At 59.1% G+C, this 13,735-nt stretch carries 13 protein-coding genes and 1 pseudogene; 5 read left to right on the forward strand and 9 right to left on the reverse strand.

The window, feature by feature from the left end:
• Nucleotides 1-27: 27 nt before the first annotated feature.
• The 5 genes from aroQ (at nt 28) to E2K80_RS07445 (ending at nt 3,357) form a co-directional block, all read left to right on the forward strand.
• On the forward strand, nt 28-468 hold the full coding sequence (gene aroQ / locus E2K80_RS07420) for a type II 3-dehydroquinate dehydratase (protein ID WP_135374165.1): 441 nt from the start codon (nt 28-30) through the stop codon (nt 466-468).
• The gene (locus E2K80_RS07425; protein ID WP_135374167.1) at nt 465-1,247 is read left to right on the forward strand and encodes a helix-turn-helix transcriptional regulator; all 783 of its coding nucleotides are present in this window, start codon (nt 465-467) and stop codon (nt 1,245-1,247) included. Before aroQ ends, E2K80_RS07425 begins: the two co-directional genes overlap by 4 nt.
• A 447-nt stretch (nt 1,248-1,694) precedes the next feature.
• Complete coding sequence (gene tnpA / locus E2K80_RS07435) at nt 1,695-2,111, forward strand: IS200/IS605 family transposase (RefSeq protein ID WP_135374170.1); 417 nt, start codon at nt 1,695-1,697, stop codon at nt 2,109-2,111.
• Nucleotides 2,112-2,300: 189 nt separating this feature from the next.
• Nucleotides 2,301-2,675, forward strand: a complete 375-nt coding sequence (locus E2K80_RS07440) for a transposase (RefSeq protein WP_135371899.1) — start codon at nt 2,301-2,303, stop codon at nt 2,673-2,675.
• A gap of 76 nt (nt 2,676-2,751) precedes the next feature.
• Entirely contained in the window at nt 2,752-3,357 is a 606-nt protein-coding gene (locus tag E2K80_RS07445) for an IS630 family transposase (RefSeq protein ID WP_274379271.1), read from the forward strand.
• A gap of 544 nt (nt 3,358-3,901) precedes the next feature.
• Here the strand turns inward: E2K80_RS07445 and E2K80_RS07450 are convergent.
• The 9 genes and pseudogenes from E2K80_RS07450 to E2K80_RS07490 form a co-directional block, all read right to left on the reverse strand.
• Nucleotides 3,902-4,480: a DoxX family protein gene (locus tag E2K80_RS07450; RefSeq protein WP_135374177.1), complete on the reverse strand. Its 579-nt coding sequence runs from the start codon at nt 4,478-4,480 to the stop codon at nt 3,902-3,904.
• A gap of 283 nt (nt 4,481-4,763) precedes the next feature.
• Nucleotides 4,764-5,450 carry a phosphate regulon transcriptional regulator PhoB gene (gene phoB, locus E2K80_RS07455; protein ID WP_135374179.1) on the reverse strand — a complete coding sequence of 229 codons (687 nt, stop codon included), beginning with the start codon at nt 5,448-5,450 and terminating at the stop codon, nt 4,764-4,766.
• A 3-nt stretch (nt 5,451-5,453) separates the two neighbouring features.
• Entirely contained in the window at nt 5,454-6,170 is a 717-nt protein-coding gene (phoU, locus tag E2K80_RS07460) for a phosphate signaling complex protein PhoU (RefSeq protein WP_135374181.1), read from the reverse strand.
• 17 nt (nt 6,171-6,187) lie between these two features.
• Nucleotides 6,188-6,976, reverse strand: coding sequence for a phosphate ABC transporter ATP-binding protein PstB (gene pstB, locus E2K80_RS07465; protein ID WP_443216568.1), 789 nt, complete (start codon nt 6,974-6,976; stop codon nt 6,188-6,190).
• Between the two features lie 29 nt (nt 6,977-7,005).
• Nucleotides 7,006-8,351, reverse strand: a pseudogene (pstA, locus tag E2K80_RS07470) (phosphate ABC transporter permease PstA).
• Nucleotides 8,348-9,811, reverse strand: a complete 1,464-nt coding sequence (gene pstC, locus E2K80_RS07475) for a phosphate ABC transporter permease subunit PstC (RefSeq protein WP_135374185.1) — start codon at nt 9,809-9,811, stop codon at nt 8,348-8,350. Before pstC ends, pstA begins: the two are co-directional and overlap by 4 nt.
• Before the next feature lie 77 nt (nt 9,812-9,888).
• Nucleotides 9,889-10,920, reverse strand: a complete 1,032-nt coding sequence (locus tag E2K80_RS07480; RefSeq protein WP_135374187.1) for a substrate-binding domain-containing protein — start codon at nt 10,918-10,920, stop codon at nt 9,889-9,891.
• 180 nt (nt 10,921-11,100) lie between these two features.
• Nucleotides 11,101-12,147 (reverse strand): ATP-binding protein, encoded by a 1,047-nt coding sequence (locus E2K80_RS07485; protein WP_135374189.1) that lies wholly within the window; start codon nt 12,145-12,147, stop codon nt 11,101-11,103.
• A 383-nt stretch (nt 12,148-12,530) separates the two neighbouring features.
• On the reverse strand, nt 12,531-13,718 hold the full coding sequence (locus tag E2K80_RS07490) for a trans-sulfuration enzyme family protein (protein WP_135374193.1): 1,188 nt from the start codon (nt 13,716-13,718) through the stop codon (nt 12,531-12,533).
• Nucleotides 13,719-13,735 lie beyond the last annotated feature (17 nt).

The raw sequence follows: 13,735 nt of genomic DNA on the forward strand, positions 1-13,735 counted from the left end.
ATACTGTTAACAACATTGGGGAATGTGATGAAAATTCTGGTCTTGAACGGGCCCAATCTGAACCTTCTGGGTCAGCGGGAACCTGATATATATGGCGTGTCCACCCTCGCTGATATCGAATCCATGTGTCTGGACACAGGCCGGGATATCGGGGTCGAGCTTGGCTTTGCCCAATCGAACCATGAAGGCGCGCTTGTCGATGCCATTCAGGGCGCGCCGGGCACCTATGATGGTATCGTGCTGAATGCCGGAGCATATACGCACAGTTCCATTGCGATCCGGGATGCAATCAGCGCCACCACCCTGCCCGTTCTGGAACTGCATCTCAGCAATGTCCATGCGCGGGAAGGTTTTCGCCACCACTCGATGATTGCCCCGGTCTGTATCGGGGTGATCGGCGGGTTCGGCGCAACCGGGTATCTTCTGGCGTTGCGCGCAATGGCAAACCATCTTGGTGCAGACCGATGAAACGCCTGAAGCCGTATCTTGCCATGCGTTCGGTTGATGAGCTTTGGGCCTATCATACACAGGTTATGGCGGATTTCGGTTTCGACCGGATGTTCTACGCCTATTGCGCGTTCCGCAACCTCAAGACCCTTGGCAACCCCGATGACGCGCTGGTGCTGACCAATCACCCGGCGGAATATGTCGAGGCTTATGTGAACAAAGGCCTGTTTCGCGACGGGCCGATGATGCAATGGGCCGCCAGCAATGTGGGCGCGATCAGCTGGCGTCAGGTGCGTGAGGCCTTCATGGCGCGCCAGATGACCCCGGGCGAACGCCACCTGGCGGCGTTGAATCAACGGTTCGGGCTGATTGCGGGCTATACCATCAGCTTTCCCATGGCGATCAAATATGCCAGTGCCGGGATCGGCCTGACCGCACGCAAGGGGATGACCCAGGATGATGTGGAAGCGCTTTGGGCCAGGGATGGTGAAACGATCGAGATCATCAACCATGTGGCCCATCTGTGCATTGCGCAACTGCCCGCCACCGGCCAAAGCCGGATGCTGACCCGCAGGCAGACCGAAGTGCTGGAACTGGTGGCCGATGGCAAGACGATTCAGGATATTGCGCTGCTGCTGGAACGCAACGCCGCCACGGTGGAAAAACACCTGCGCGGCGCGCGGGACACTCTGGGTGTCGAAACCACGGCACAGGCGGTGCGCAAAGCGTCTCTCCTGAACCAGATATTCCTGCTGGAACCCGGGCGTTCCGCCCAAGCTGCGCCCATGTCGATGCAGTGAGTGAGGCGCCCCTAGTTTCCTAGACACCTGCCTCGTTCAGTTTCCGCTGTCTGACTTCGAAGTCAACGGGCGACAGCATGCCGTTGTTCGTCCTCATAGATCAGGAATGCCCAGAACTCCTCGCCGTCTGGCGATTTTCTTGCTGTCATGTCGGTAGTAGACATGGCCCGGTGTCACAAATGTGCCGTGGAAATCAAGGATGATTTTAGCGTCGTTCTGGAACGTTCGCGTAACCTTGCCCGGAACAAGGTCCTCGTCTTTGTCGAAGGACAGCACCACGTGCCGGTAGGAATTCCAGTCATCTAGAGCAGAAATCGTTTAATATCCACTCTCTGGTTCAAATCCACCGACTTCCAGTCGGTATAGCTTTAGCGTGAAGGAATCGTCTTATGATCTTATCCTCAGAAAAATGAACCGGAGCCGGGTCATTTTTCTGAGGATAAGATCATGCAATACGACACCGGCAGCCACTGCGTTTTCTACCACCGCTATCACATCGTGTGGTCGACCAAGTATCGCTACAAGGTGCTGCATGGAGACATCCGTCTTCGGGTTCGAGACATCTGCCGTCAGGTTTGCCGTGAGAAGGGTGCCGATATCATCCGGGGCGTGCTGTCATCAGACCATGTCCACATGTTCGTGTCGGTGCCGCCGAAGTTGGCGGTGAGTGACCTGGTGCGGCTGATGAAGGGGCGCTCGTCCCACAAGGTGCAACGAGAGTTCCCGCAGCTCAGGAAGCGCTACTGGGGCAGGCGGTTTTGGGGCCGCGGCTATTTCTCAACCACCAACGGCGCCATCACAGAAGACATCGTACTTCAGTACCTGGAGAAGCATACCGAAAATCCCACCGGCGCCAGCCGGTAGGTGGTTTAGTCTGAATCAAAATTCTCTGCCTCTCGATCAGCAAACTGCTGATCTCGAACGCGAATTTCGATGAGCGATGGTGCAAATTAAAACGATTTCGCTTTAGAGCGTTTTGCGCCTGATTGGATTCGGGATTCCCAAATGGTTTGAACCGTGATTCCTTGTTTTCAAACAACAAGGGCGGTCTTTATGGGGAAACCTCATCCGATGGAGCTTCGGCAACGTGTTGTTGCGCATGTCGAGGCAGGTAACACGCATCACTCAGCGGCGACGCGGTTCGACGTTTCCGTCAAATTCGTCAATGACATGGTCAAGCTGAAGCGCGGGACGGGATCGCTTGCGCCGACACGCCAGGGTCATCGCGGTATCGGCAAGCTGACGCCTCACAAAGATTGGGTGCGCGCGCAGGTGGACGCCAAAGGCGAGATCACGCTTGACGAAATGGCGGCGCGTTTACAGGCAGAGCGCGGCGTGTCTGTCGCTCCTACAGCATGCTGCCTTAAACCTGAGACATCGCACATCACAAATGTCCCGGGAACGCGAAGCGTGGCAGGGTATTTGTGAGTCAAGTTTAAGGCAGGGTGCTTTAGCTCGGTCTGGCGACTTTTTCAGCGGCTCGGGCTGACGCATAAAAAAAGACCTGCAAGCTCTTGAGCAGAAGCGTGCCAAGGTTGCCCGGCAAAGGCATATCTGGATCACACACAGCCAGCCGTTCATGGCACATATGCTGGAACGTATTGGCTTCATTGACGAAACCTGGCTGAAAACCAACATGGCCAAGACGACCGGCTGGGCACCGCGCGGTCAGCGGCTGGTCGATCACGCGCCTTTCGGGCACTGGCGCACGCAAACCTTTGTCGCGGCGTTGCGACATAACAGGCTGGACGCGCCATGGGTCATCGACGGTGCCATGAACCGCGTGACATTCGATACCTACGTCGAAACCCAACTCGCACCGACCCTGAGCAAGGGGGACGTGATCATCCTGGACAACCTTTCCAGCCACAAAAGTGCGCGGGCCGCCGAAATGTTGCGCGATGTCGGTGCGTGGTTCTTGTTCTTGCCGCCATACTCGCCCGATCTCAACCCCATAGAGATGGCTTTCTCAAAGCTCAAAACGCTGATCCGAAAAGCCGCAGCAAGAACATATGACGCGTTATGGAACGCGGTCGGTCAAGTGTGCGATCTCTTCACGGACGAAGAAGGCTTCAACTTCTTCAAAGCCGCAGGATATGGAACCAATTAAACGCAAAACGCTCTAAATCACCCCAAACTGTCCCATTGGTCCTGACGTCAGCAGCCGGGACTGTTGCATTCTGCCAGTTCTACTCAGGCGGTTCAGCACTCCGAAACCTCCGGCCACATCGGTAACGATAAGGTCCCATTATCGTTACCGTGTTAAGCTGGTCCTATTCTGCGAATTGCGGCAGACTAATTTGGCTGAACTCTAGCTTAACATATGCGCGCTTACGAGATTCCAAGTCATGCTGTATGCATTATCCGCAAAAAATCTATTGAGCAACCTGAAGCAGGCACTCGTCAACGCTGTAGCATCCGTCAAAAATGGCCCTTAACGATCACCTGACCGTGCTTGCGCCCTGCTCCCGCAAGGCTTACCAGCCCTTCGATGTGTGGGGTCTCCGGGCTGCCAAGCCTTGCTTCCGTTAGTGCTTGGGGTGACATTTCTACTTTGCGCAACCAGCGACATTTTAACTTGGTTGCAACAAAGATAAAGAAAGAACCACGCGCCTGCTCTCGCAAAAGCGTGGTTCCGGTGTTCCGGGCGCGGATCAGAACTCTTTGCGCATCCTGTGGTCGACTGAGATGGCACCACCGCCGAAAGCGGCGATCAATGCGGCCCCTGCCGCCCAGAACAGCGAATTCAATTCGGCCTTGAGCTGCACCCCCGTGGGACCGGCAAGGAATGCCGCGCCACCATCTGCCAGAAGTCTGCGCTGACCGGCGGGTGTCAGCAGATCGGGGTTGGCATTCACATAATCGATCCCTGCCTGGGTCAGAAAAGCATCGCCATAGGGATGGGTGACATGGAACCAATAGGTGACAAGCAACATCACCGCATTGGCCAGGGCAAAAGGCCGGGTCAGAAACCCGATCACGATGAAAATGCCGCCAAAATTCGCAATTGCGATAAGCGGGGAAAACAGCCAGCCGGGGGCAAAACCCAGGCTTTCAACAAAACCCGACATCCGCATTGGGTCCTGGATCTTCTGCCAGCCTTCAATAGTCAGCATTCCGCCAATTACGATGCGAAAGAAAAGCCAGCCAAACGGCTGTGCGAAACTCTCATAAAACCGCGATAGAAACGGCAGATACAGACGTTCGCGTGGTGTTGAAAAATTCTGTGACATGGTTACAAACCCTCCCTTACGTAATACTATAACATACATATCCGGGGGCTGAGTCTATATACACGTTGTCAGGGCCGCAGATCGTTAAACCCGGTTCTCTATGACTCACCTTCAGCCTATGTTGGATGCAAATGTGCAGCGGGGGGTGGAAAACTCCAGTTTTCCACACGGAATTCTGCAGAATTCCGGCACGCGGGGGTTGCGGCAAATGCGGTTTGCGTTTGATCTGAATGAAATTCTCGGCCTTTCAATGCGCAATGGTGCAGAATAAACCGAGTTCGCCCTACCCTAGCGCATATCCTGCGCCCCGGACCGTGCGGATCGGATCATCGCTGCCGGAACTGCGCAGCGCCTTGCGCAGGCGCCCCACATGAACATCAACCGTCCGGCTGTCCACATAGATGTCACGACCCCAGACCCGGTCCAGCAGTTGTTCCCGGCTCCAGACCCGGCCGGGGCGCTCCATGAACGCCGTCAGCAGGCGGAACTCGGTCGGGCCAAGGGTCAGCGAGGCCCCTGCCCTGTAGACCCGGTGTTCGGTCATATCCAGAAGGATATCTTCATATTCCAGCCGTTCACCCACGGCGGCGGGCCGGATCCGGCGCAATTGGGTGCGCAGACGGGCCAGAAGCTCAGCCACGGAATAGGGTTTCACCACATAATCATCCGCCCCGGTTTCCAGACCGCGCACCTTATCCACCTCTTCGGATCTGGCGGAAAGCATGATCACCGGTATCCGGTTGGTCTGACTGCCGTTCTTGAGCTGCCGACAAACCTCGATCCCCGAGACATGGGGCAGCATCCAGTCCAGGATGATCACATCAGGCGGGGTTTCGCGGATCACGACCAGCGCTTCATCGCCGGCCTCGGCGGTGACCACCTGAAACCCTTCGGCACGGATATTATAGGCCAGAACCTCCCGCTGTGCGGGTTCATCCTCGACCACCAGAACCAGGGGTTCCCCTGCCATATGTCAGCCCCCTGCCCCTTGCTCATAAGGTGTTCTGTCCTGTTTTGGCCGGTCTTCATCGGGCATCTCGCCGGTGACCAGATAAATCACCTGTTCGCAGATCGAGGTCACGTGGTCGCCCATGCGTTCGATATTCTTGGCCATGAAATGCAGATGCATGCAGGTGGTGATATTGCGCGGGTCTTCCATCATGAAGGTCAGGTATTCCCGGAACAGCGCCGAATACATCTGGTCAACCTCAAGGTCGCGTTCCCGCACATCTGCCGCCAGATCCGCATCGCGCTGGATATAGGCATCCAGCGCGTCCTTCAGCATCAGTTCCACTGCCCGGGCCATCCGTTTCAGCGCCGATGCCGTGCCGTTGACCGGCTGCATCTGAATGACAACCGACGACCGTTTGGCGATGTTTTTCGAATAATCTCCGATCCGTTCCAGATTGGCCGAGACCCGGAATACGCTGAGCACGGTGCGCAGGTCCGATGCGGTCGGCTGGCGCAGGGCCAGAATGCGCGCGGCCTCTTCATTGACCTGCTCTTCCAGCGCGTCGATGGCCTTGTCGCCCTGTTTGACCGATCTGGCCAGATCCTCATCGCGGGTTTCCAGGGCCTCGGCGGCGCGGGCGATACTGTCTTCGACCAGCCCGCCCATTTTCATGATCAGCGCCTGGATGCCTTCCAGGTCGCGGTCAAAGGATGAAACGATATGTTCTTGATTTACCATTGTTCTATGCTCGCCTTTTACCCGATCCGGCCGGTGATATAGCTTTCGGTGCGCGGATCGCCCGGGTTGGTGAAAATATGTCCTGTATCGTCATATTCGACCAGTTCGCCCAGATGGAAAAACGCGGTTTTCTGGCTGACACGGGCGGCCTGCTGCATGGAATGGGTGACGATGACCACGGAATAGCGGGTGCGCAATTCGTCAATCAGCTCTTCAACCTGGGCGGTCGCGATCGGGTCCAGGGCTGAACATGGCTCGTCCATCAGCAAGACCTCGGGGCTGGTGGCCACCGCCCGGGCGATGCACAGGCGCTGCTGCTGGCCGCCTGACAGGCCGGTGCCCGGTTCCCCCAGACGGTCCTTGGCCTCATCCCAAAGTGCGGCGCGGCGCAGGGATTTTTCGACGATCTGATCCAGATCGGCCTTGTCCCTGGCCAGCCCGTGGATGCGCGGCCCATAGGCGACATTGTCATAGATGGATTTCGGAAACGGGTTGGGTTTCTGAAACACCATGCCGACCTTGGCGCGCAATTGCACCGGGTCGACCTTGGGGTCATAGATATCCTCGTCATCCAGCGTGATCGAGCCGCTGACACGCGCCACATCAATCGTGTCATTCATCCGGTTCAGACAGCGCAGGAAGGTGGATTTGCCGCAACCCGAGGGCCCGATAAAGGCGGTCACGGTCTTGTCGACGATATCCACATCAACCGTTTTGATCGCATGGGTATCGCCATAGAACACATCCACATTGCGCGCCGTCATTTTCAGCTCAAGACTGTCCACGTCACGATCCACCGCCCGCATGTCATTCATTTGAGTATCCTCCATCCCGCTCACCAGCGACGCTCGAACCGGCGGCGCAGCAGAATTGCGACCGCATTCATGATCAACAGGAACACAAGCAACACGATGATCGCGCCCGATGCCCGTTCCACAAAGGCCGGGTCTGAGCGCTGTGTCCAGTTATAGACCTGCACCGGCAGGGCCGAGGCAGGGTCGAAAAAGCCATCGGGCGGGGCGGCGGGGTATTCGCGCACAAAGGCCACCATCCCGATCAGCAGCAAAGGGGCGGTTTCGCCAAGGGCCTGGGCCAGACCGATGATCGTCCCGGTCAGAATACCGGGCGCGGCAAGCGGCAGCACATGGTGAAACACCGATTGCATCTTCGAGGCTCCCAGACCAAGTGCTGCCGCGCGGATCGACGGCGGCACCGCCCTGAGAGAGGCGCGGGTGGCGATGATGATCGTCGGCAGGGTCATCAGCGTCAGCACCAGCCCCCCACAATGGGCGCGGATTGCGGCAACCCGGCAAAGTTGATGAAGATCGCAAGGCCCAGAATACCGAACACGATCGACGGCACGGCGGCCAGGTTCGAGATATTCACCTCGATCAGGTCGGTGATCCGGTTTTTCGGGGCAAATTCCTCAAGATAGATCGAGGCGGCAACCCCGATCGGCAGCGCCAGTGCCAGCACCACGATCATCATGTAAAAGGAGCCCAGAATGGCCACCCCCAGCCCCGCCGCTTCCGGTCGCTGGCCGGAGGCATCGGGGGATGTGATGAAATTCCAGTTGAACCGGGTTTCCATTGCGCCCTGATCCACCAGCGCCTGCGCCAGCACAAGCTGCCCGGGAGACACATTATTGTCCCGCTCGGCGCTGGCCATGGTCACACGGCCCTTGAAGAACCCGTCGATCCGCCCGCCCGCCAGAAGCTCCAGATTCACGGTTTCGCCGATCAGGGAGGGATTGGCCAGAACCATGGCCCGCAACTGGCCCGGCGCGTCTTCCGAGAGGATCGCGGCCATGTCGCGGGGCCCAAGATCGGTGTCGATGCCAAGGGATTGGACATAATCCACAATACCCTGCCCAAGAAGCGGGGCATAGCCGAAGGTCGTGACCCGGGCCATCTCGGCCGGGTCGCGGTTGCCCTCCGGATCCAGCCGTTCGGCCGACAGGGTGACCGGCAGGGTGATATAGGTCTGGCGGAACGCGCTCAACCCGTTGGACAGGATCGAGGTCAGCAGCAGGATCAGCGCAAGGATGCCCACGATCACCGCCGCCAGACCATAGGCCCGAAACCGCGCCTCGGCCCGGTTGCGGCGCCGGGTTCGGTCATCCTTGGTCAGAAGCGAGGTTTTGGCATTGGGCCGGGCCGAAGGCAGGGTGGCATCACTCATTCATACTGCTCCCGGTATTTGCGCACGATATACAGAGCCAGAATATTCAACCCAAGGGTTATGACAAACAGGGTGAGGCCAAGGGCGAAGGCCACCAGCGCCTCGGGGCTTGAGAAATCCGTGTCACCGGTCAACTGGCCCACGATCTTGACGGTGACCGTGGTCATCGCCTCAAACGGGTTCAGCGCCAGCCGGGCGGCGGCCCCTGCCCCCAGAACCACGATCATCGTTTCGCCGATGGCCCGCGAGGTGGCCAGAAGAATCGCGCCGACAATGCCGGGCAAGGCGGCAGGCAGGATCACCTGTTTGACGGTCTCCGAATGGGTTGCCCCCAGCCCGAAAGAGCCATCGCGCAGCGATTGCGGCACCGCGTTGATGATGTCATCGCTGAGTGAAGAGACAAACGGGATCAGCATCACCCCCATCACGATCCCCGCGGTCATCACCGAAGAGGAAGACGTGCCAAGGCCAAGCGGTTCCGCGAAATAGTCGCGCAGCAAAGGCCCCACGGTGATCAGCGCGAACAACCCGTAGACAATGGTCGGGATCCCGGCCAGCACCTCGATCAGCGGCTTGGCGATGGAGCGCAGACGCGACGAGGCATATTCTGCCATATAGATCGCCGCGAACAGCCCGATCGGTACTGCCACCAGAAGGGCGATGAACGAGACATAAACCGTGCCCCAAAGCAGCGGCAGCAGCCCAAGTTCGGATGCATCGCTTTCAAAGGTCGGCGCCCATCGGGTGCCGAAGAAGAAATCCTGCGCCGGGTAGAGCTGGAAGAAACTGAAGGTCTCGAACAGCATCGACAGAACGATGCCCACCGTGGTCAGGATCGCGATGGTCGAGGCCAGGATCAGGATCGTCAGAATGCCGTATTCCACACTGTTGCGGGCACGAAATTCAGGCCGGGTGCGGGCATAGGCATAGGCAAGGCCCAATGCGGCCAGGACCAGCACCACCACATTCATCGCCAGATTGCCCGTATGGCTCAGCGCGCGATACCGCTGCGCGGCACTCAGAACCTCGGGCGTCACATCGCGGCCAAGGGCAACACCGACACTGCCCAGAAGGGCCCGCAGATCATGGCCTTGCGTGCTGTAATCTCTGGCCTCATCCCGGTTGAGCGCCCCCTGCCCTATCGCCACATCCAGACCTTCGGCCACGCGGCGCACATCGCTCATCACCAGACCGCGCGATCCGGCCTCTTCAATCGCTGTGTCAGACAGGGTTGCGGTGACCTGACGCTCGATCACCAGCGGCTGGACAAACAGCCAGACCATAAGCACCAGAAACGCGGGAACAAGGGTGAAGATCAGGACATTGGCGCCGTAATAGCCCGGCAGGGAATGCAGGATGCGGCTGTCACCCCCGGCTTGGGCAAGGGCGCGCTGGCGGCCCATGATATACCCGGCGGCCCCCAGCACCAACACGGACACAACGATCCAAAGCAATGGCATGATATCTGGCTTTCGGGATCAGAATTCAGGAATGACGGGGCAGCAGACAGGGCCGCCCCGCCGGGATATGTGCAAGCTTACATGGTCTCTTCGTTTTCGACCATCATCTGGGTTGTGCCCAATTCCGGGTCAGACACCAGACCATAGGCAGCCAGCGGGCCAAACGGTCCGGCAATATCGTCAGAGACGAAGAAGGATGCGTATTCTTTCAGGCCGGGGATCACCCCGATATGAGCGGCCTTGATATAGAAAAACAGCGGGCGGGATACCGGGTATTCGCCGGTTGAGATGCTTTCCACGCTCGGCTCGACACCGGACATGGTGGCAACCTGAAGCCGGTCGGTATTGTTCTCGTAAAACGCCAGACCGAAGACGCCGATGCCTTCCGGGTTGGCCGAGATACGCGCCAGCGTTTCGGTATAATCACCATCAATATCGGTGGAGACACCATCGGTGCGGATCGCCATGCAAGTGTCCTCGGCCGCGTCTTCGTCGCCGCCATTGATCTCCATGATCGCTTCCATCGCGCCGGAATCCTCGCAACCCTGCAGGATCACGTTTTCCTCGAACACTTCCCGGGTGCCGTGACGGGTGCCGGGGATATAGGCGGCAATTGCCTGCGCCGGCAGGTCACCCACTTCGGACCAGTCGGCGTTGGGGTTGGCCATCATGGCGCCGTCAACGGGCAGTTCGGCGGCCAGAGCCAGATACCAGTGTTCCGGGGTGAAGGCGAAGGAATTGCCGTCGATATCGCTGGCGAAAACGATACCGTCATAGCCGATGCGCACTTCGATGATATCGGTCACGCCATTTTCAGCGCAGGTCGCGATCTCGTTTTCGCGGATCGAACGCGAGGCGTTGGCGATGTCGATGGTGTTTTCGCCCACACCTTCGCAGAACCGGCGCAGACCGGTGGAGGAGCCGCCGGATTCAACAACCGGGGTCGGGAATTCGAAATTCTCGCCAAAGGCTTCTGCCACAATGGCTGCATAGGGCAGCACGGTGGATGATCCGGCGATCTGCACGTTGTCACGGCTTTGAGCGGCAACAGCAGTGGCTGAAACGGCCGCAACAGCCAGGGCGGAGACGGTCAATTTTGCAAGAGACATGTAAGGAAGCTCCTCAGGTGTTTTATGTCACGAGCGTGCAGTAAGCGCGCGCTCTTGCTCCCGGCAGGTAACGGGGTCACGCAATGCTTTTGTGACAGGGATGTAACGGTTTTATGACAGGGGTGGATGTCTCTGTATCCGCCTGCCAGAAGCACAGGAAATTCGCGCCGGGCCTCGCATCTAAGCCTTTGGCAGAATGACGGAAAAGCAACTGCCCTGCCCCGGTTCGCTGGAAATCCGCAAGCGGCCCCGATGGCGGTTGACGATATGTTTCACGATTGCCAGACCCAGCCCCGTGCCGCCCATCGCCCGGCTGCGATGGGTGTCTATGCGATAGAATCGCTCGGTCAGGCGCGGCAGGTGCAGCGGGTCTATCCCCTCGCCCTTATCAATCACATCGACGCGCGCAATCGGGCCTTTCAGATTGCCAGTCCCTTCCCCTTCACTGGCGCGGAGCAGAACCGGCCGCCCCTCGCCCCCGTATTTGATGGCGTTTTCAGCCAGATTGAGAAACACCTGCGTCAGCTGATCGGAATCGCCGGTGACCAGAAGCGGCGCATCGGCCCCTTCAATCCGCAAGACTGTGCCGGTCTTCTCAGCGCCCTTGCGCAGGGATTCGATCACCCCGCTCAGCACATCGGTCAGATTGACCGTTTCCTGCGGGCGCATGCGTTCCTGCCCCTCGACACGACTCAGCGACAGCAGGTCCTGAATCATCCGGTTCATCCGCCGGGCTTCGTCCTCCATGATGCCCAGAAACCTGTCCTGCGCGGCGATATCCTCGCGGGCCGGGCCTTTCAGCGTTTCGATAAACCCCATGATCGCGGTCAGGGGTGTGCGCAGTTCATGGCTGACATTGGCGACAAAATCGCGCCGCATCTCTTCGGCTTCACGCAGATGGGTGATGTCCTGAAAATGCAGCAGCACCCCGTCATACCCTATCATCGCCCTGGTGACCGGGCGGATGGTGACACGGAAAATGGTTTCACCCGCCTGATCGGTCTGGACGAACCGTGCCTCACAATCCACGCCCTCGGCATAGGCCGCCTCGATCCGGCTGAGCAGGGCGGGCTGGCGCAGGGCGGTGACGTAATTGCGGCCCTGCACCCATTCCCCCAACAGAGCCCGGGCAGGCAGATTGCAGGCGATGATCGTGCCGACCTTGTCCAGCATCACCATCGGGTCAGGCACTGTATCCAGCAGGTTGCCGATGATGGCATTGGACATGGGCGGGCCTTTTCGCACGGGTCAGGGGCGCCGCATGCGATAGCGAGTTTTCGGGATTTTCACAATGGCGCGGCTTGCGGCTTTACACAGGCAGGGGCTGGGCCTGCACTATGATTGACAGCAAAATCTGCGCAGCGGAATTCTCGAGAATTCCTTGTGGAAAACTGGAGTTTTCCACTTTGCAAACTATAGCTTTGACCTGAAATCCTGAACCACTCCATATCACCTATCGCCCGGTAGCCCCACCGGGCAGCATATATGTGTAATGTTCAGCGCCAGACTGGATTGCCTGCAAAACCTGCGCACTGGAATTCTCGAGAATTCCACATGGAAAACTGGAGTTTTCCATCCGCAGCCATAGCTTCGTCCTGAAAACACAGCCGTTAAACCGCCGCAAGCGCCTGACGGAAATCCGCCTTCAGAAGCGCGATGTCCTCGATCCCGACAGAGACCCGGAAAAACCCCTCCCCCATGCCGCGGGCGGCCCGCTCTTCCGGGCTCATGCCCCTGTGGGAGGAACTGGCGGGGTGGGATACGGTTGTGCCCACATCCCCGAGCGTCGGCGCAAAGGCCAGTTGCGGCACGGCCTCGATCATCCGGTTCGCCTCGGCCCGCCCGCCGCTGATCGTGAAGCTGAGCATATTGCCATCGCGCCCGCCAAGCAGCGCCTGTGCGCGGGCATGATCCGGGTGATCCGCCCGGCCGGGGTAAAGCACGCTTTCCACCCCCGGCAGCCCGGCCAGATGATCGGCCAGCGCGCGGGCATTTGCCTCGGCCCGGTCAAAGCGCAGCGGAAAGGTGTACAGCCCGCGTTCGGCCATCCAGCAGTCATAGGGGCTGGGCGTCATGCCGGCGGTGGCGATGAAATCACAGATGGCGGTGCGATGACCTGCATCCCTGGCCGACACATAGCCAAGGGTCACATCGGAATGCCCGGCCAGCAGTTTGGTGACCGAATGGATCACCACATCCGCCCCGTGATCAAAGGGCCGATAGCCGATCGGGGTGGTAAAGGTGTTGTCGACCACCAGCAGCACGCCATGCTGTCTGGCCAAAGCCGCGATCCCGTCCATATCCGCGACCCGCAATGTCGGGTTCGAGACCAGCTCGACCAGGATCAGTTTCGTGTCCGGTGTGATGGCGTCGGCCATCGTTTCTGCATCCGTCGGATCGGCCAGACTGGTCGGGATACCGAAACGGGGCAGGTCCCGGGTCAGCATTCTAAGCGAGCGGCCATAAAGCTGATCACCGCCAACCACATGATCCCCTTTTTTCAGCAGGCCCAACAGAACCGCCGTCACCGCCGCCATGCCCGACCCGGTGATCACCCCGCCTTCACCGCCTTCCAGCATGTCGATCTTGCGGGCCAGAACATCCGCATTCGGGTGGCCTTCCCGGGCATAGGTATAGCCTTTGAGACTGCCTTCATACTGGGCGTCCAGTTGATCGGGCGAGGATGAGGCATAGACCACCGAGGGTTGCAGCGGCGTGACCACCGCGCGGCTGACACTGTCGGGAAAGCCGGTGCGGCGGATAAGGGTGTCCGGGCGGCTGTTGGGGCGGTCGGTCATCAGGGGAGCCTCGGCTG

The organism is Rhodophyticola sp. CCM32 (assembly GCF_004751985.1).
In the GTDB taxonomy this organism is placed as follows: Bacteria; Pseudomonadota; Alphaproteobacteria; order Rhodobacterales; family Rhodobacteraceae; genus Rhodophyticola.